We start from the raw sequence: 19,358 nt of genomic DNA, 5'->3' as shown, positions 1-19,358 counted from the left end.
TAGCTACAGCTTTTTTTATTTTATTTGATACTATAACTCAGTTTTATAATCAGCGGTGACAGCACCGTTGTCACAATGATCGCACCCACAATTGCTGAATACTGATCAACATTTAACAGTTGATTAGCAAATACGATCTGGGCCACGATCAATGCCACCTCACCCCGTGACACCATTCCAGCCCCAATAATCAGGCTATCCGTCCAATTAAAGCCAAACAATTTACTTCCTAGACCGGCACCCACTAACTTAGTTACAATTGCTAATCCAGTTAAAGCTAAAAACAATGGCCATTGATCAATTATTCCGTTCCACTTCATGGCTAACCCAATGCTGATAAAAAAGATTGGCACCAATAATAGATACGTTAAGGCGCTAATTTGGCGATTTAAGCTTTTCTTCACCTTAGTTCGACTAATTATTAATCCTGCAAAAAAGGCGCCTGTAATTGCGCTTAAACCAATTAATTCTGCAATCAATGCAAACGTCAATCCAATCAACAGGGCGACCGTTGCATTGGCATATGCGAATTTAAATCGTTGGATAAATCTAAACAGCTGATTTAAGCCCACTTTCATGACCAAGTAAATAACGATAAAATAACTAACTTGCATCAGTAAGATCAACCCCGGATTTAAACCAGCTGTAATTTGGCCGTTTAAACGCTCTCCAGTAAACGTAACGACTAGCCCTAATAAAATGACCGTTAGGACGTCATCAGCAACGGCTGCCCCTAAAATGATCGTTCCAATCCGGCCGTTTAATTTACCTAGTTCACTTAACACCGCCACGGTAATTGAAACCGAAGTGGCACTAAAAATAACTCCCAAGAACAACGCATCCTTTAGTGGCCACTGAATCATTAATCCTAACCAGGTAATGAATAACATTGGCATTGTAATCCCTAATACTGCAATCGTTAAACTAGGTGTTAAGTATCGTTTCAAAAGATCTAAATTGCTGTTTAATCCGGCTAAAAACATTAAGCAAATAACGCCCAAATCAGCTAGGTGCTGAATGGAACTACTTGATTGAACCCAGTTTAACACCCCCGGTCCAATAATAATGCCGGCTAATAATTGCCCAATTACCGCTGGCAGTTTAATTAATTGTGCTAAATTGCCCATTAAATACGCAGCCGCTAATATGATGATGATTACTAATAAAAATGCCATCTAAATCCTCCCATAAACACAAAAAAACACCCACTTCCAGAATTCCTGCCAACCCAAAACAGGACCATTCTTGAAAGCGCGCGCTCCAACCATAAATATTCAGCTATAATATAATAATATCATATCTAATTTAAACTAGATACTCAGCGTTATGCAAAATTAAACGGCTAGCAAAATAATTTAAAAAAATTGTAAATTTAGTTTGATATTTATGGGACAATTTGGTAATATTATATTTGTAATTGATAAGCATTTCTAAAAAAGATTAATTTTTTTAAAAGATACATAGTATCACCTCACTGATGATTGGTATATCTATTTCTCTTTCGCACATGCTACTAATTTATCAGACACATATCAAAAAAACCGTTTCGATTCATTTCGAAACGGTTTTTTATGCTAAATAAAATCACCGCAACTCGTAATAGTTGCGGTGATTTTATTTAACCCACATGATTTTCCTTTAAAATTGCTGCAATTTCTGATTGCATCGTCTCTGGCTTAGCCCATTCTTCAAAATGATCAAATTTTTCTTCAGGCATGGTGTAATTACGATTAATATAATCTTCGTATTTAATCACATGGACCGAATGTGGGATATTTAATTGAATGATACGAACTTCTTTGATTAAACCACGCTCAGCAGCTAATTCAGCGCGGCCGTTTTGGACCATATTGCTAATTTCAATATATTTGGAACCATCTAACCGGGTAATTTCTTCAATTAGGGTTAGGGTTTCGTGACTCTTATATTCATCATCAGCCATGGATGTCGCCCCTATTCACTCTTTTTATGGTGTTTTTTAGTCTTATTTTCATACACGATCTTAGTCTTATGCGTCCGGTTGTTTGGAACTTCTAAGACCTTAGTTGGTTTGAACAAACTAGCTGGTTTTGCAAACACGTGGGTCACCGTATGACCAGAAACGTTGACTAAACAGAAAAAGACAATGGCTAAGGCTACTAAGGCAGTAACGCCTTTTGATAGCCATGACATTTTTTCACGTAACACAGAGCCGTAGAATCGATGGTTAACAACGTTAGCAACGTTTTTTTCGTCTGGATGGGCATCTGTTTCTGCTTTGATTACTGATTGTTCATACTTATTAATATCAAAGTGCTTTTGGATATCTTTTTGTTCAGTTTCGAACTTCTTTTTATCCTTTTTACTTAGTTTCTTGAACCAAGCAGTAAATTTACGATATTCCTTAATTACTTCTTCAGTTGGTCCGATTTGCTTGAGCTTTCCATAGTTAATCCAAGCCACCCGATCACAAAGTAATTCTACTTGTTTTAAAGCGTGGCTAACAAAGACAATCGTCTTGCCTTCATTTCTAAATTCAGAAATCTTATCAACACACTTTTGGTAGAAAGTATCATCCCCAACAGACAATGCTTCATCAATAATTAAAATATCAGGCTTGATGTGAACGGCAATGGAGAACCCAAGCCGTGACTTCATCCCACTAGAGTAACTCTTAACTGGTTGGTCGACAAAGTCACCAATATCAGCAAATGAAATGATGTCGTCCATCATGGTATCAATTTCTGAATTGGTCAATCCTTGCATCAATGATTTTAAGCGAATGTTTTCCCGTCCCGTTAGGTTTTTCTTAAGTCCGGAATTGATGGCAACGATCGAAGTGTCACCCTTTACATCAACTTCACCGGTCGTTTGTGGAATAATCCCTGAGATAATGTTAGAAATGGTTGATTTACCAGAACCATTCACCCCAATAATTCCAAGGGCTTCCCCAGGTTTAACGGTAAATGAAACGCCCATTAACGACCAGAAGTGAGGAACGTTCTTATTATTAATTGAGAAGAAAGACTTCAACTTTTCAGTTTGGGTCTTAAATAAATCATATTCCTTCGTTACATTTTGTACTTTAATCTTGTATTGTTCTTCTGCCATTTTTAATACTTCCTACTTTTAAATTCGTTTTCTGGATAACAACAAAATAACATTATATCAAACAAAACCAGAATCTGAAAGTTTATTCGGCTAATAAAGTGCGTTGTTATTGATCCAGTATTTTTGATTGCCAATTTGAATGTTTGCCCAGACTGTTTTATCGTAAGCATCCACTGCTAATGAACTAACCTTCACCTTCGAAATTTGAGCAGCTGGAACCGTATTCCAAGCAATTGCAGACTGGTTAACTCCCTTTTGAGGGGGATTACTATATAGCGTGTATTGGCTATACTGTGAGCTGATCTTTCTAGTTATGCTAACTGGCAACATTTGAATGCCGTTAACATGTTTGATCTTAACCCAGGCGTTACTACCATTATCGAGTGAATAACGCATCCAAACTTCTGCATCGTTCTTACTTCCTGATAAAGCAATCATGTTGATATTATATTTAACCCGGTTAGCAATCTCAGGGTCGTTAATTTTACTTGCTAGGGTCGAAGAACCGTAAATATGATTATAAGCAACCTTCTTACTAAGTAGTCCTGAATCAACACTAGTACTCAATTTAAGGTATTTAACACTTGGAAAGGATAATGCTTGCGATTTAACCCAGTACTTTTTAGCAGTACGACTCTTAGCAAAGCGAATTCGATACCACGTTTGTTTACCAGTACTTCCAGTAGCATAGCCCACATTATCAACATACACTGGGCTGCCAGATTTTAAGCTAGCTTTCCAATTGTAGTTCTTAACATTGCTAGTGGTCCCTTGAATTTTACTAAAGAGTCCCTGTTTACGAAATGAGCCTGATAACGCAACTTGTTCGTCACCATCCCCTAAATAGTAGCTAACCTTAACGTTATTTGATGAATTAGACGTAGCCGCTGAATCGGAACTACTAGTAGTGGTAGTGGTGGTGCTACTACTAGAACTAGCATTTGAGCTAGCGCTATTAGCTTGTCCATTCGCAACCGTATTACTTTGTTCTGTAATCCCATTATCCAAGTTAGTTAAATTGTACTGGTTAATAATGCTAATTAACTTATTCGCATAGTTAGGATCAGTCGCATATTTACCGACCAATGCCGTCGCCGCATCATTAACTGACTTAGTATTTTCCTTCCATGTTCCAGAATAAAAATTAGATGCCCCCACTAATCCATTTCGGATTAATTGCGCATAGTCATCCAATGACGCCTGCGCATTTGGATATTTTTTAAAGCTAGCATTTGTATAGTAAATACTTCCACTACTATTATACTCAGCTGTCTTTAATGTTATTGATTGTCCATTATAGCTACCCTTAATTCCGAAATAATTATAGCCTTGAGTGGCTAAAGAACTTTGTCCATAACTACTTTCCAGTGCAGCTTGTGCCAGCATTAATGATGGATACAGGTTATACTTTTTAGCAACCGTTACCACCACTGGTGACATTTGGCTAACGAAGTCAGATGATGAATCAGCACGGGCATCAATTCGACCCATTAAACTAATCGTCATAATCAGCGTTAAGACAATTCCAATTCCAACCTTAAATTTATGATACATACTTACTCATGGCTCCCCTTTAATAGAATCTTTGTGAATAGAATACCATAAACATATTACAAGGACTTAAAAAAAGCGCAAAATTCAAAAGAATTTTGCGCTTTTACATATTATTTATCTTTGTTTAACGCCTCTGCGACTGGCATTTAATTTATTTTGTTGATTTTTAAACTTTTCCCAGGTCGCTTGTTTACGTTGACTGTTCTTTTGGGCTTTATGCTTCTTAGTAAATTTCATTATATGCCACCACCTTTATAACGAGTTCAATACTATTAGTGTAGCACAATTCAATTCATAAGTAACAAACGGAACCCTAATTAACTATTCCACCGTAACACTCTTAGCTAAGTTACGAGGACGGTCAACGTTTAAGCCCTTGTTCAAACTAGTGTAATAAGCTAATAATTGAGCTGGGACTACACTTAATAGTGGTGTGAGCATTTCATCAACGTCTTGCAATACAATGTCATCACCATCTTCTGATAATGCCTCAGTTGCAATCGTAAATGTCTTAGCACCACGTGACTTCGTTTCTTCTAAGTTATTCCGTGTTAACCCGGCAGTCTTAGATTGGGTAACGATTGCAATCACTGGGGTTCCCTTTTCAATCAATGCAATGGTTCCATGCTTCAATTCACCAGAAGCAAAGCCTTCAGCAATGATGTATGAAATTTCTTTCAACTTCAAAGCAGCTTCTAATGAAACATAGTAGTCAATCCCCCGGCCAATGTAGAATGCCTTAGTAGCCTTAACAAAGTAATCCTTTGAAATTTGATCAATTTGATCCTTTTCATCAATCACTGCTTGCATCCCAGTAGCCACTAATCCTAATTGTTGTCTTAAGTTAAAGTCTTCAGCACGCTTGATGCCTAATGATTCACCTAATGACTTAGCAAGGATGGCTTCTAAAGTAATTTGAGCAGTATAAGCCTTAGTCGAAGCCACTGAAATTTCTGGACCAGCATCTAATAATAATGTGTAATCAGCTTCACGAGAAAGCGTTGAGTTTTGAACGTTCGTGATGGTAAGAGTTGGGAAGCCACGCTTAGTGACGTTTTGTAATACCACCCGACTATCAGCAGTTTCACCACTTTGACTAAGGAAGATGAAGAATGGCTTTTCTGAATACAATGGGTCATCGTAAGCAAATTCAGATGCCACTTCTACTTCAGTTGGAATTCCTACTAATTTTTCAAAGAGGTTCTTACCCACTAATCCAGCATGGTAACTAGTTCCAGCTCCCACAATGTAAAGTCGATCAGCCGCCTTCATTGCATCTAATAACTTCGTATCGATTTTAGAACTACCATCATCAGAAAGGTACTTTTGAGATAGCTTTCTTAAAACATTTGGTTGTTCGTTGATTTCCTTAAGCATGTAGTATGGGTAAATTCCCTTATCAGCTTCGGAAGCGTCAGTGTCAACGTGGAATGGCTTTCTTTCGATGTGATTACCATCCCGGTCTTCAATATCAACTGAATTTGGTTTAACGGTAACAACTTCTCCATCTTTAAGTTCCAAAAAGTCGTGGGTAACGTTTAGCATTGCCACAGAGTCAGAACAAACGACATTGAAGCCATCAGCAAGTCCAATTAATAGTGGACTCTTGTTCTTAGCAACATATAATGTATCTGGTTGTTCCCGATCCATTAATAAGAACGCATATGAAGCCCCGTCCTTTAATAGTGATAAAGTCTTTAAGAATGCTTGCTTAGTGGTCATTCCATCCTTAACTACGAAATGATCAACTAATTGAACTACAACTTCAGTATCAGTTTGACTAGTAAACTTAACGTCTGAAAGGTAATCCTTCTTTAATTCCTTGTAGTTTTCAATTACTCCATTGTGAACCAAGTAAAAACGGTCATCTTGAGAAAATTGAGGATGGGCGTTTTCAACAGTCACTCCACCATGAGTAGCCCAACGAGTATGGCCAATTCCAGTACTACCGTGTACTTCTGGGGTAATTGCTGCCTTAAGTTCAGAGATGGCACCCTTCCGTTTTACTAAGTAGTCGTGACCATCTTGGTCATTAACGTAGATTCCAGCTGAATCATAACCACGATATTCAAGTTTTTCAAGTCCATGGATTAGTAACTTTACGGCATTATCATTACCAGTTACTCCAACAATTCCACACATAATATAAGCCCCTTTTAGTTTTAATTTTTAAATTGGTATAGACAATATTTATATTCTTTATTAATCATTCAGGTTCTAACTTTACAACCATTCAGAAGATATGTCAACGATTAAAAACAAAAATTGGTATATCTATTTTTAAATCTCAGAGCAACAAAAAAAGGCCCTTCAAACGGCCTTTTAATGATTTAAATTCCACATTCTTTTTTCACTACATCCGCAATGGTTTGGGCATACTTATCACAAGTTTCTTGAGTCGCTGCTTCGACCATTACCCGTAATAATGGTTCAGTCCCGCTAGGCCGGACTAACACTCGACCATCACCATTCATTTCAGATTCAACTTTTTTAATCACATCTTGAACAGATAGGTTATCAAGTGCCGCTCCCTTATCCTTGACCTTAACGTTGATTAATCTTTGTGGATACGTCTTCATTTCAGCAGCTAGTTCAGATAGTTTCTTACCAGTTGCTTTGATTACATGGAGTAATTGTAAACTAGTAAGCATTCCATCTCCAGTGGTATTAAAGTCTAAGAACACAATGTGTCCAGATTGTTCCCCACCTAGGTTGTAACCGCCCGCATTCATTTCTTCGACTACGTATCGATCACCAACCTTGGTTTGCTTACTGTGCATTCCATTAGCTTCCATTGCCTTGTACATTCCAAGGTTACTCATCACCGTCGTTACAATGGTATCTTGCTTTAAACGACCGTGTTCTGCCATGTACTTACCACAGATGAACATGATCTTATCACCATTAACAATGTTTCCTTCTTCATCAACGGCGATACAACGGTCACCATCACCATCAAAGGCAAAACCAACTTGTGCACCCTTTTCAACGACCATCTTTTGAAGTTGTTCAGGGTGAGTCGAACCCACTTGGTCATTGATATTAATTCCATTTGGCATTGTAGCCATAGTATCAAATTCAACCCCAGCATCCGCATATAAGCGTGAAACCAAATTACTAGTGGATCCATTTGCAGCATCCACACAAATGTGCATCCCTGCAATATCGTCAGAAACAGTTTGATTTAAGAACCGAATGTATTTTTGCGCACCTTCTGAGAAGTCATCTTCAGTCCCTAACCCAGCAGCTGATGGGCGTGGCAAATCATCATGATCAGCTTCTAAAATCGCTTCGATTTCTTCTTCTAATTCATCAGATAACTTGTAACCATCAGAACCAAAGAACTTAATTCCATTGTATTCAGCAGGATTATGCGAAGCCGTGATCATTACTCCAGCAGCTGCGTCTTGAGTCCGGACTAAGTAGGCAACCCCTGGCGTAGTAATTACGCCTAGTCTTAACACTTCAATTCCAGTTGATAATAAACCGGCAATCAAGGCTTCTTCTAACATTTGACCAGAAATTCTAGTATCTCTAGCCACCAACACTTGGGGACGGTCACTCGCTGAGTGCTTAGTTAAAATATAACCACCTGCACGTCCACATTTAAATGCTAATTCAGGACTTAAATCTTGATTGGCAATTCCTCTAACTCCATCGGTTCCAAAATATTTCATTTTAATTATTCCTCATTTCTTACTTGTCTTTGACGGTGACTTTAAATTTAACCCGGTCTGGGTCAAAGCCACTGACCTTACTTAATGATTTATCTAATTGAATGGTTTTAGTTTCACTAGCATTAATGTCACTAACATCAACATTAACAATAACATTTTTTATTTTTTCAAGCTGACTTGAAGTTCCAAAAACCTTTACTTTTTTAGTGTTCGAAGTAAATGCATATGTTTTATTGGAAGCTTTATTATTAGCCTGGAATTTTAATGGTAATTGTTTGTAGTTGCCACTACTAATTGGTAAGTGAACATTCGTCGTTGCCGGTGTCAAAATTACACTAACGGTATTTCCCTTAGCATCAACAGCTTCTAAGATGGCTTGTGAATTTACCGTACTATTCGTGTTTTGTGATAAGTTCAATTTGGCAATGACTTTAACTGCCTTGCTAATTTCGCTAGAAGCCCCAGTTGCTTTAACCTTACTATCAGAAGCAATTGGTTTGCCAACTTCATATCCAGAGGCAATTGCATCCTTATCATAGCTTACCTTAACTGGTAGACTTACTGTTTGACGTGGTTGAATGTTTACCGTAATGTATGACGGATTAATTTTATACTGCAATTCAGAATTTAAACCAGACTGAGTCAGCCGAACTTTATGCTTCCCAATTCCTAGTTTACTTAAATCCGCATAAATATGGAAATTCTGGGTATTCGTCGTAGTGGTTACTAATGCAGTAGGTCCACTAAGCGATACGTTGACCTTATCAGGATACCCCGTTACAAAGTATTTACTGCTATTTACGTTTAGTTGTAAATTAGCAGAAACATTCGCCTTCTTAGTAGATGCTAATTGAGTAATACTATCATTATCATTATTAGTAAAAGTTAGCTTATCTTGATTAGCATATACATATAGTAAAATTGCAAAGACCAATGAAAGAATTAAGTAAAAGAAAGAGCTATTAAAGAACTTTTTCATTATTAATTCCCCTTTCCACCCTTAGTAAAGCTACTAATCCAGCTACCAATAATCGTAAAGATATTGTGGCTGACTTCTTGTTTCTTGATTAGTTGATCACGTAAGAACTTGAGATAATCTTGTTGAGTCATTCCCCGTAGCAATTCATTATCCTTCGTAATTGACACTTCACCAGTTTCTTCAGAAATAACAATGGTCAAAGCATCCGTTACTTCAGATATTCCAACTGCCGCACGATGCCGAGTTCCTAATTCCTTAGGAATCATCGTACTTTGTGACAATGGTAAGTAAGCTGCCGCCACCGCAATCCGATGATCACGAATGATTACCGCCCCATCATGAAGGGGCGTGTTCGGGATAAACGTATTAATTAATAATGCGCCACTAATATGGGCATCTAATTCAATCCCCGTTTCGATATAATCTTCAAGTCCCGTTTCCATTTGAATGGTAATCAAGGCCCCGATTCGACGTTTTGACATGTACTGAATGGCTTTATCCAAGCTTTCAATCATGTGTTTAGTTTCTTCATTTTGATTTTTAGTGTGCCATAGAATGGACCCGCGACCTAGATGTTCTAGCCCTCGTCTAATTTCTGGCTGAAAGATAACAATAATTGCAATAAATCCCCAATTAATGACTTGATCCATCATCCAAGAGACGGTTCCAAGTCCTAATAGAACACTTAAAACTTTAATCACTGCAATTACAATTATTCCTCTGAATAATTGGACTGCTTTGGTCCCTCGTAATAAGATTATCAATTCGTATGTAATAAACCAAACTACTAAGATGTCAATCAAACTACTAAAGTGACTAAGAGTAAATAGATTACTCCAAAAGTTACTCATTTTATAACCCCCAAATATTAACGCTAACTACATTATATCACGTTATTAATAACTTATTTTTAAACATCGTTCTAAAACTTACACATTTTTGTTAGAATTAGACTAAAATAGAGTTAATAAATATAGTAAGGGGGTTTTCGGGTGCACCTAGCAAAAAGATGGCAAATTAGAATATTTTTCTTAATTTGGTTCGGCATATTAGCCGTTTTTTCTAAACAGCCATTTGGGTTTTTACTGTTAAACACGTTCTTGGCCTACATTCCAATTGAAATTGGGTTTCATCTACATCAAAGAACAGTTAATGCGAGCATTTTATATTGGCCGATTTTATTTCTTTGGATCGTTTTTTATCCAAATGCGCCATACATCTTAACTGACTTATTTCACCTTTCGTTATTATCACCATATGATCAAACGACCGGTCTATTAAGATTATCTACGCCAATGTGGATCGACTACCTATTGTTAACCATTAGTGCATTGGTTTCCGCATTCGTTGGGGCATGGTCACTGTCAGAAACCATTAAATCACTAATGAATAAGTTACACTGTAAATCCAAATTCATTTACGGATTATTAGTGTTATTAATGACGTTTACGGCCTCCGTTGGGGTCTTTATTGGTCGCTTCTTAAGATTGCATACCATCTACTTGTTATTAAGCCCCCGGTTATTCATCATGCCATTAGTACGAATGTGGACCCCAGACATGTTGATCTTCACTGGAGTTATGACGATTTTACAACTAGTTATTTACTGGTTAATCATCATTAACCAACGTCCTAAAATTGAAACCAAATAAAAAAACCAGCATGCACTGCACCCCAAAGTTTGTACAAAACTTTGGGGTGTTTTTTTGTGTCTAAATATAAAGTAGAAGATAAATTAAATGTAATTAACGCATACCTAAACGGTATGGGATCGCAAATGGTGGCTAGAAACTTTGGAGTTAAAAGTAGAAATACTGTTTTATGTTGGGTTAAGAGTTACAAAAAACATGGACTAAATGGTCTTAAAAAAAGAAAGAATATAATCGAATACTCTACCAAAGAGAAACAATATATATTAAACTGGATGAAAACGACTAAATCATCTTATCCAGAGGCAGCTTATCATTTTAATATTCCTTCTCCATCAACTATCTGGACTTGGGAAAAACGACTAGAGCAAAAAGGTATTGATGGTTTATTGTCCCGAAGGGAAAGAAAAGCCATGACAAAAAGGAAAACTAACAAAGCCGAATCAAACAATACTAATACCGATAAAGAAAAATTGAAGAAGATTGAAGAAGAAAATTTAATGTTGAGAATAGAGAATGACTTCTTAAAAAAATTGAGGGCCTTAGACGACGAAGAAGACCAGAAGTAATTATTAAAATAATCGACGAACTAAGGCTGAAATACCATACCACTAAAACATTAATACTAAAGGCATTAAGGATATCTAGAAGTACTTATTATTATATTAGATCAATCCAAAATAAGCCTGATAAGCACGCTGAAATCGCTAAAATTATCAAGGATATTAAAGATAAAAATAAATCCTACGGATATAGAAGAGTGTGTTTAGAATTAACTAATCGTGGATACCGTGTTAACCACAAACTAGTATTAAAGATAATGAAAAAGAATAATTTACTATCTTCATCATATTCAAGAAAAACACGTAAGTATAATTCCTATCGTGGTCAGGTTGGAAAACTTAAATCAAATCAATTAAATCGAAGATTTAATACTGACAGACCATATCAAAAGCTCTGTACTGATATCAGTGAATTCAGATATGGAAATTGTGATATTAATCATCGTATTTATCTTTCACCTATTATGGATTTATTTTCTGGTGAAATAATATCCTATAACATTAGCAGCCATCCAAATATGAACTGTGTTATGAAACCGTTGAAAGAAGTTATTCAATTAGTTAAGGATTTACCATACAGAACGACAATTCATAGTGATCAGGGAGCTCAGTATCAAAGTCATATCTGGCAAAAAGAGCTTAAGAAGAATAAGATATTTCAAAGTATGTCCCGTAAGGGGAATTGTATAGATAACTCACCTATGGAATCATTTTTCCATATTATGAAAGCTGAAATCATGGACTGTAATTATGACTTTAAAGAAGATTTAATGTCGTCAATGAAAATATGGATTGATTATTACAATAATCATCGTATTAAAACAAAACTAGGCGGAAAGTCACCGGTTCAATACCGGAAACTTTCCGCCTAGGAAAAACAATATAATAATGTACAACTTTTGGGGTGCACATCAGCAAATTGCTGGTTTTTTTGTTACTCTTCTTCAACTGGGCTCATCAAAATATTTTCTAAGTAATTAATGCTTTGCCGTAAGTCATTAGACAAATCCCAATTGATTTGTTTAGTATCCAATAGATGTTGAATTTCCATTCGCTCTGCCCCGAATCCAATCACTTGAAGGTTATTGTACTGGGTTTCATAGTCACCACTAGCAACCCGGTTAACCTGATGAATTCGATTTCGATAAAACGATAAAATATGATCAATCATCGATTGGTCAAATTCACTATGGTCGATGTCATCTCGATTAAGATAGGCTTTCACTTCATCAATCGCTGATTGACTCATCTTAATAATAATCATAGTCCAATGGTCCTTAAGCATTTCATCATGCATTTTAAAGCGTTTGCCAACAAAGAAGAACCCCTTCACTCCACTAACGAAGGCTTTTAAATCGGTTGCAATATTAGAGCGATGACTATTAATCCCAACTGAATCTAGCATTGCTGATTCACGACGGTTAATAAATTGAATCGTAGTATCATATTCATCCCGCTGAATCTCACCACGCTCATACATTTTCAATGCAGCTTTGCGTTCACCAGTAAATGCAATCCGTCGTAACGCAATTTCATTATTAAAATTAATTCCATTATACAGGTTCGAGTGAACATCATAATTCAATTTTCTAAGGCGTAGTTGATACTGCCAAATTAAATCAGCTGCTGCATTTTGATTATGCTCATTTTGACTCCGTTCTACTGACTTAATGGCTGCATCTAATAATTTAATTCGAGCTTCATTTTCATGTAAATAATCATTATCGTCCACTTCATCGGGTTGGTTTTCAGTTAACATTGGAATGAAAATCACCGCACTCACCAAGCTTAAGATAATTACACTAGCTGCAATGAACATAACCATTGGTCGTTCGGGGAACATTGCCCCCGTCTTAGTTAACAACGGAATTGATAATACCCCGACCATGGTAATGGCGCCCCGAACTCCAGACAATCCAGATAGCATTGCAACCCGCCAGTTGACCTTACTATAATTCCACTTGTTGGCTACTAATTGGTAACCGGCAATCCATAAAACCCGAATAAATAATAGCGTTAACCAAGTTAAAACGGAATAAATTAATGGTTCAAAGGTGCCTAATTGAATGGTTTGAATACTTTGTCCCATTGCTTGAGGCAATGAAAATCCCAATAATAAGAAAATAATACCATTTAAAATGTAAATTACAATATTCCATGATTTTTCAGTTACTAATGTTAATTCAGGGTTATTTGCAGTTGTTTTACGGTCCTTTAAGTGTAGGGTGATACCCGCACTAACTACTGCAATTACACCAGAAGCATGCAACCATTCTTCACTAATAAAGTAAATTACAAATGGCGCAATTAAATGTGAAACAGTCAGAAAAATTAAATTTTGTAGTCCATGATCATATAAGTAGTCGCGAATCTTAATTAATAAGTACATTAATACAATTCCAACAATTAACCCCACAATACTAATGTAAAAGAAGTCACCAATTGCGCGGTTAAGCATGAATTGACCAGTTACAGCAGCCGCTAGTGCGTATTTAAAACAAATCAATCCACTCGCATCGTTGATCAAGCTTTCACCACTCACCAGGTGTAAAATGCCACTTGGCAAGTTTGAGCGTTTTGCAATTGACTGGACCGCGACTGGATCGGTCGGTGATAAAATAGCAGCCAATGCTAAACAAACTGCAAATGGCATTTCTGGAATCATCCAGTTAATAATCGACCCACCAACTAACATTGTAATGACTACTAATGCAATCGCATTAATAAAAATGGGCAACTTTAATTGCCATAGTTCACGCTTAGGAAAGCGCTTCCCATCATTGAACAAGAGTGGTGCAATGAACAGCAGTAAAAACCACTCCGTTTCAAAATGCACTTGAAACTTTGTAAATACTGATAGTAAAATCCCTAACCCGATTTGAATTAGGCTACCTGGCACCGCTGGTAAATAATGACCAATCACCGTTGATACCAAGAGTAAGACAATTAGTAGAATCACTAATTCTAGAATTACCATTGATGCAATCAACTCCTCTTTTTATTGTTCGCCAATAATACGGACTTCGGTTTCTAAATGAACCCCACTATGCTTGAGGACCGTTGCTTGAACGTGATGAATAACGTTGATATAATCGTCAGCAGTCGCACCACCAACATTAACGATAAAGCCTGCATGTTTAGTTGATACTTCGGCGCCGCCGACCCGATATCCTTGTAATCCGGCATCATGAATTAATTTCCCAGCAAAATGACCTACGGGGCGTTTGAATACGCTCCCACATGATGGTAACTCTAGGGGCTGCTTAGATGCTCGTTGGGCATTAAAATGATCCATTTGGGCCAAAATTTGATTAGCATTTCCCGGTGTCAAAGCAAAGGTGGCCGATAACACGGCGCCCGAGTCAGATTGAATCAGACTATGACGATAACCAAAGTCTAATTGCGCATTATCATAAGTCCGCATAGTCCCATCTAATGATACTACTTGCGCATCTTTAATAACATCTGCGGTTTGACCACCATAGGCCCCGGCATTCATGTAAACAGCTCCACCGACACTCCCTGGAATCCCGGCAGCATATTCAAGTCCACTTAACCCGTGGGTTTGCGCTGCAATCGCAACGTCAATTAAGGCTGCTCCAGCACCTGCAGTAATCTGCGTTCCATGGACTTGAATTTGATCCATTTGAGTTAAGATAATCGTCAACCCCCGAATTCCCTTGTCACTAACAATTAGGTTACTAGAGTTACCTAAAATGGTGATGGGTAATCCATCGGCATGAGCCGCACTTAACAATGCCCCTACTTGTTCCGCAGTTGTCGGTAATGCTAAATAATCAGCTGGCCCGCCCGTTTTCGTAAACGTATAGTGGGAAAGCAGCTCATTTTGTTTTAAAATTAAATTATTGATTTTAGGATTAAAATTATTGTTCATCATGATTGTCCTCTTTAAAATTGAATATAATTTAATTTTAACATGAATTAAGTTAATAATTATCATGAAAAACTCGATTGAATAAAAGAAAGGAATCACATTATGAATTTTGTCGCAATTGATTTTGAAACTGCCGCTAGTAAGCGAGCGAGCGCCTGTTCACTAGCATTAACCGTTGTCCGCAATAATGAAATTGCTAGTGAATTTTACACGTTGATCAATCCTGAAGTCCCGTTCAACTGGCGCAATATTAAGGTCCATGGAATTCATGAACGAGATGTTGCCGATGCACCCACTTTTCCTGAAATATGGCCCAAGATTAAAGCATTCTTTACTCCGGACCAACTAGTCGTTGCTCATAATGCGACTTTTGATAATAGCGTGCTTAAAAAGACGCTCGAACGCTATCACATCCCACAACCACATTATCTAACGCTCGATACATTAAAGGTCACCCGTAAGTTATTTCCTGACTTTGCTGACCATAAGTTAAACACCGTCTGTGAAAATTTAGAAATCGAACTAAACCATCATCACAATGCATTAGATGATAGCTTAGCATGTGCTAATATCCTATGTTATGAACAACGTGAATTTGGTGATGCAAAATTAAAACCATTTGTGAAGGTATTTAAATAGTCAAAAAAAGTCTCGCCGGCTAACGGTCGAGACTTTTTTAATCAATTGCATAAATCATTTCAATGGTAGAGCGGCCACTACCGGTAACATCGATAATTCGTTGTTTGGGGTGATCCAAAAATCCTAATTGATGATAGATATGAATCGCAGCTGCGTTCCGTTTTTCGACCGTTAAAACAAGACAGTTCAAATTACTATACGAAACGCCCCAATTAATGGCTTCATCAACTAATGCCGTTCCAATCCCATGATTCCAAAATTGTTTTAAAACTGCTACGCCAAGTTCACCATAGTCGGAATCAGCTAGTTGTTGGACGGTCACCAATCCAATCACTTCATCGCCATAGTGAGCTACTAACATAACGTTACTTCGGGTTTGGTTAATTAACATAATTTGGCGTTGCTCTTCAGCCACCGTTAACTCCGCTAATTCTGGATCAATCGTAAAAGTATCTGATTCAGTCACTAGTTGCTTCGTTAGCTTTAAAATGGCAGCCCCATCTTCAGGGTGCCGCTAAATCAATTGAAATTTCAGCTTCGTTATTTGTCATCTAAATCAATACTTTCTGATAGAATTTTTTGAAAATGGGCGCCATGGGGGTCAAAGGTTAGCGTCCGTGAGTTATCCCCTTGATCATCATTACGTTTAAAAATAATCCGTAGATAATTATCAGGTAACTCATCTTCCACGAACTTGGACCATTCGACCACGTTAACGCCATCGCCATTGAAATATTCATCTAAGCCCAATTCATCCCCACTACCATCATCTAGCCGGTAAGCATCCATATGATAAAGTGGCAACCGGCCATCCTGATATTCACGAATAATGGTAAAAGTTGGACTCTTAACGTTGCACTTAATGCCTAAGCCAGCCGCCAGGCCCTTTGTAAAGGTGGTTTTGCCAGCTCCTAAATCACCATCTAGTAAGATTAGATCCTCCGGTGATAAGAACGGAGCAAGCGCCTTCCCCAATGCCATGGTAGCTTCTGGAGTGTTAACCGTAATTGCTTTCAAATAATTACTCCCCTTTAATTATTCCGTTGCTTGTAATGCATTGATGATGGCAACCTTGTAAACATCTTCAGCGTTACAACCACGAGAAAGGTCAGATACGGGTTTGTTCAACCCTTGTAAGATGGGTCCTAAGGCTTCAAATCCACCAAAGCGTTGGGCAATCTTGTACCCAATGTTTCCAGATTGTAGTTCTGGGAATACAAAGACGTTAGCTTGTCCCGCCACCTTGGAACCAGGCGCTTTTTGTTCACCAACGGATGGCACAAACGCTGCATCAAATTGTAATTCACCATCTACTACTAAATCGGGTTGCTTTTCATGAACCAATTCAGTGGCTTCTTGTACCTTCTTGACCATTGGGCCCTTAGCAGATCCCTTCGTTGAAAAACTAAGCATTGCAATCTTTGGGTCAATTCCAAATTGCTTAGCAGTTGCTGCACTTTCAATGGCTACATCGGCCATTCCTTCAGCATCAAGGGTTAAGTTAATGGCACAGTCAGCAAAGACATAACGTTGGTCACCCTTTAGCATAATAAAGGAACCACTTACTAGTTTAATGCCAGGCTTAGTCTTAATGATTTGAAGCGCTGGACGGACCGTATCACCAGTGGGATGCGCTGCACCTGATACCATTCCATCTGCCTTGTCCATGTAGACCATCATGGTCCCGAAGTAATTAGGGTCAGTTAACCACTTTTGGGCAGTTTCAGCATCAGTTTTCCCATTCCGCCGTTCCACCAATGCATCTACATATTCAGCAAGGGTATCCTCTGCCAAGTTTTGGTAATCGAAGATGGCCACATCATCTAGCGTTAGTCCTAATTGATCCGCTACTTGATGAACATCATAGGGGTTTCCTAATAGGATTGGCTTTACGATGCCATCGCTAGCTAGCCGACTAGCTGCCGTTATGATTCGTTCATCCGTTCCTTCAGGAAAGACAATGGTCTTTGGCGATTGACTTACCTTTTGCTTTAAACTTTCAAATAAATCCATGTTAAATTCCTCCGTTATTGTGCGTTTAAATCAGCTTTAGCTTGTTGAACATCCACATTAGTAGGTAGTTGCCAGTCAATTGGGGTCTCACCCATCGCTTCTAATGCCTCGTTGGTCTTTGAAAATGGGCGCGAACCAAAGAAGCCTCGATTAGCAGACAATGGACTTGGATGGGCTGACTCTAATACGATATTAGTCTTAGTATTAATCAACTTCACCTTATCTCTGGCTGAGCGGCCCCATAGAATGAAGACAACTGGCTTGGGGCGGGCGGACAGTTTTTCAATTGCGGCATCCGTTAACTGTTCCCAACCCTTCCCCTTATGTGAAAAAGCCTCACCATTGCGGACGGTTAGGACCGTATTTAACAATAATACGCCTTGTTTAGCCCATTTTTCTAAGAATCCGTGATTCACTGGTTGAATGCCTAGGTCATCATTTAATTCCTTATAAATATTTCGCAAGGATGGCGGAATCTTCACGCCAGGCATGACTGAAAAACTTAAGCCTACCGCTTGGCCGGGCTCATGGTATGGATCTTGGCCTAAAATCACGACCTTCACTTTACTGAACGGGGTCCAATTAAATGCTTCAAAAATATTATTCATGTCGGGATGAATTTGATGATGGTTATATTCATCAACTAAAAATCGCCGTAAATTTTGATAATAAGCTTTTTCAAACTCCGGCTTTAAGACATCCCACCAATCGTTGTGGATAAATGGTTTCATGTTCAACACCTCGCTTAAATTTTATCATATCAAAATCAACATCGTCACGCGAAAAAAGCGACTCTAAACGAATCGCTTTTAGTAGTGTTTTAAAGCTCGATCAATTTGACGGTTTTGATCTCGTTTCTTTAAAGTTTCACGCTTATCATATTCATGTTTCCCTTTGGCAATGCCAATCAATACCTTTGCAAAGCCATGCTTAATGTATAGCTTTAATGGTACGATGGTAATTCCCTTTGCCTGGGTCGCATCAGCCAACCGATTAATTTCTTTTTTATGCAAAAGTAGTTTTCGATTCCGCAATGGATCGTGATTAAACTGATTTCCTTCTGCATATTCACTAATGTGCACGTTTTCTAGGTAGGCTTCGTGGTTACGAATTCGCACGAATCCATCCTTTAAATTGACCCGGCGGTCACGGATTGACTTAATTTCAGTTCCAGTTAAGACCATCCCAGCCTCAACGGTCCCCTCGATCGTATAGTCATGACGGGCCTTCCGGTTTTGTGCCATTAAGTTATCGGCATTCGGTTGATGTTTTTTCTTAACCATATTATCATCTCACCTT

General features: G+C 38.0%; 20 protein-coding genes. 4 read left to right on the top strand and 16 right to left on the bottom strand.

Annotated elements, in window-relative coordinates; genetic code table 11:
* Positions 1-20: 20 nt before the first annotated feature.
* The 9 genes from R4146_RS03790 to cdaA all read right to left on the bottom strand — a co-directional run bounded on the left by R4146_RS03790 (position 21) and on the right by cdaA (position 10,151).
* Entirely contained in the window at positions 21-1,175 is a 1,155-nt protein-coding gene (locus R4146_RS03790) for a cation:proton antiporter (protein ID WP_339960106.1), read from the bottom strand.
* A gap of 443 nt (positions 1,176-1,618) precedes the next feature.
* Positions 1,619-1,942: a hypothetical protein gene (locus tag R4146_RS03785; RefSeq protein ID WP_339960105.1), complete on the bottom strand. Its 324-nt coding sequence runs from the start codon at positions 1,940-1,942 to the stop codon at positions 1,619-1,621.
* 11 nt (positions 1,943-1,953) lie between these two features.
* On the bottom strand, positions 1,954-3,090 hold the full coding sequence (locus R4146_RS03780) for an ABC transporter ATP-binding protein (protein WP_339960104.1): 1,137 nt from the start codon (positions 3,088-3,090) through the stop codon (positions 1,954-1,956).
* 90 nt (positions 3,091-3,180) lie between these two features.
* The gene (locus R4146_RS03775; RefSeq protein ID WP_339960103.1) at positions 3,181-4,644 is read right to left on the bottom strand and encodes a glucosaminidase domain-containing protein; all 1,464 of its coding nucleotides are present in this window, start codon (positions 4,642-4,644) and stop codon (positions 3,181-3,183) included.
* Positions 4,645-4,758: 114 nt separating this feature from the next.
* Positions 4,759-4,881, bottom strand: coding sequence for a hypothetical protein (locus tag R4146_RS03770; protein WP_339960102.1), 123 nt, complete (start codon positions 4,879-4,881; stop codon positions 4,759-4,761).
* Positions 4,882-4,965: 84 nt separating this feature from the next.
* Positions 4,966-6,786 carry a glutamine--fructose-6-phosphate transaminase (isomerizing) gene (gene glmS / locus R4146_RS03765; protein WP_339960101.1) on the bottom strand — a complete coding sequence of 607 codons (1,821 nt, stop codon included), beginning with the start codon at positions 6,784-6,786 and terminating at the stop codon, positions 4,966-4,968.
* Positions 6,787-6,974: 188 nt separating this feature from the next.
* Complete coding sequence (gene glmM, locus R4146_RS03760) at positions 6,975-8,321, bottom strand: phosphoglucosamine mutase (RefSeq protein ID WP_339960100.1); 1,347 nt, start codon at positions 8,319-8,321, stop codon at positions 6,975-6,977.
* A gap of 19 nt (positions 8,322-8,340) precedes the next feature.
* The gene (locus R4146_RS03755; RefSeq protein ID WP_339960099.1) at positions 8,341-9,300 is read right to left on the bottom strand and encodes a CdaR family protein; all 960 of its coding nucleotides are present in this window, start codon (positions 9,298-9,300) and stop codon (positions 8,341-8,343) included.
* Positions 9,301-9,302: 2 nt separating this feature from the next.
* Entirely contained in the window at positions 9,303-10,151 is an 849-nt protein-coding gene (gene cdaA, locus R4146_RS03750) for a diadenylate cyclase CdaA (protein ID WP_339960098.1), read from the bottom strand.
* A 141-nt stretch (positions 10,152-10,292) separates the two neighbouring features.
* On the opposite strand from cdaA, the gene R4146_RS03745 reads away from it, so the two are divergent.
* Genes R4146_RS03745 through R4146_RS03735 form a run of 3 tightly spaced genes read left to right on the top strand, consistent with a single transcriptional unit; the run spans position 10,293 to position 12,384 of the window.
* Positions 10,293-10,952: a DUF1361 domain-containing protein gene (locus R4146_RS03745; RefSeq protein ID WP_339960097.1), complete on the top strand. Its 660-nt coding sequence runs from the start codon at positions 10,293-10,295 to the stop codon at positions 10,950-10,952.
* Positions 10,953-11,008: 56 nt separating this feature from the next.
* A complete protein-coding gene (locus R4146_RS03740; protein WP_339959675.1) occupies positions 11,009-11,518 on the top strand; it encodes a helix-turn-helix domain-containing protein in 510 nt (169 codons plus the stop codon).
* A complete protein-coding gene (locus R4146_RS03735; RefSeq protein WP_339960653.1) occupies positions 11,482-12,384 on the top strand; it encodes an IS3 family transposase in 903 nt (300 codons plus the stop codon). Before R4146_RS03740 ends, R4146_RS03735 begins: the two co-directional genes overlap by 37 nt.
* Before the next feature lie 62 nt (positions 12,385-12,446).
* On the opposite strand, the gene R4146_RS03730 is transcribed toward R4146_RS03735, so the two are convergent.
* Both R4146_RS03730 and murB read right to left on the bottom strand, forming a co-directional pair.
* Positions 12,447-14,489, bottom strand: a complete 2,043-nt coding sequence (locus R4146_RS03730) for a cation:proton antiporter (RefSeq protein ID WP_339960096.1) — start codon at positions 14,487-14,489, stop codon at positions 12,447-12,449.
* A gap of 21 nt (positions 14,490-14,510) precedes the next feature.
* Positions 14,511-15,410 carry a UDP-N-acetylmuramate dehydrogenase gene (gene murB, locus R4146_RS03725; protein ID WP_373695334.1) on the bottom strand — a complete coding sequence of 300 codons (900 nt, stop codon included), beginning with the start codon at positions 15,408-15,410 and terminating at the stop codon, positions 14,511-14,513.
* Between the two features lie 99 nt (positions 15,411-15,509).
* On the opposite strand from murB, the gene R4146_RS03720 reads away from it, so the two are divergent.
* Positions 15,510-16,046: a 3'-5' exonuclease gene (locus tag R4146_RS03720; protein ID WP_339960095.1), complete on the top strand. Its 537-nt coding sequence runs from the start codon at positions 15,510-15,512 to the stop codon at positions 16,044-16,046.
* 37 nt (positions 16,047-16,083) lie between these two features.
* On the opposite strand, the gene R4146_RS03715 is transcribed toward R4146_RS03720, so the two are convergent.
* The 5 genes from R4146_RS03715 to smpB all read right to left on the bottom strand — a co-directional run bounded on the left by R4146_RS03715 (position 16,084) and on the right by smpB (position 19,342).
* Positions 16,084-16,512, bottom strand: a complete 429-nt coding sequence (locus tag R4146_RS03715) for a GNAT family N-acetyltransferase (protein ID WP_339960094.1) — start codon at positions 16,510-16,512, stop codon at positions 16,084-16,086.
* A gap of 74 nt (positions 16,513-16,586) precedes the next feature.
* Positions 16,587-17,063, bottom strand: a complete 477-nt coding sequence (gene tsaE, locus R4146_RS03710; protein WP_339960093.1) for a tRNA (adenosine(37)-N6)-threonylcarbamoyltransferase complex ATPase subunit type 1 TsaE — start codon at positions 17,061-17,063, stop codon at positions 16,587-16,589.
* An 18-nt stretch (positions 17,064-17,081) separates the two neighbouring features.
* Complete coding sequence (gene pta / locus R4146_RS03705) at positions 17,082-18,059, bottom strand: phosphate acetyltransferase (RefSeq protein ID WP_339960092.1); 978 nt, start codon at positions 18,057-18,059, stop codon at positions 17,082-17,084.
* A gap of 14 nt (positions 18,060-18,073) precedes the next feature.
* A complete protein-coding gene (locus R4146_RS03700) occupies positions 18,074-18,790 on the bottom strand; it encodes a uracil-DNA glycosylase (RefSeq protein WP_339960091.1) in 717 nt (238 codons plus the stop codon).
* A gap of 78 nt (positions 18,791-18,868) precedes the next feature.
* Entirely contained in the window at positions 18,869-19,342 is a 474-nt protein-coding gene (gene smpB, locus R4146_RS03695; protein WP_339960090.1) for an SsrA-binding protein SmpB, read from the bottom strand.
* Positions 19,343-19,358: the final 16 nt, after the last annotated feature.

It is taken from the genome of Nicoliella lavandulae (assembly GCF_037546185.1).
GTDB classification, from domain to species: Bacteria; Bacillota; Bacilli; order Lactobacillales; family Lactobacillaceae; genus Nicoliella; species Nicoliella lavandulae.
This window is presented reverse-complemented; position numbering and strand designations above follow the sequence as displayed.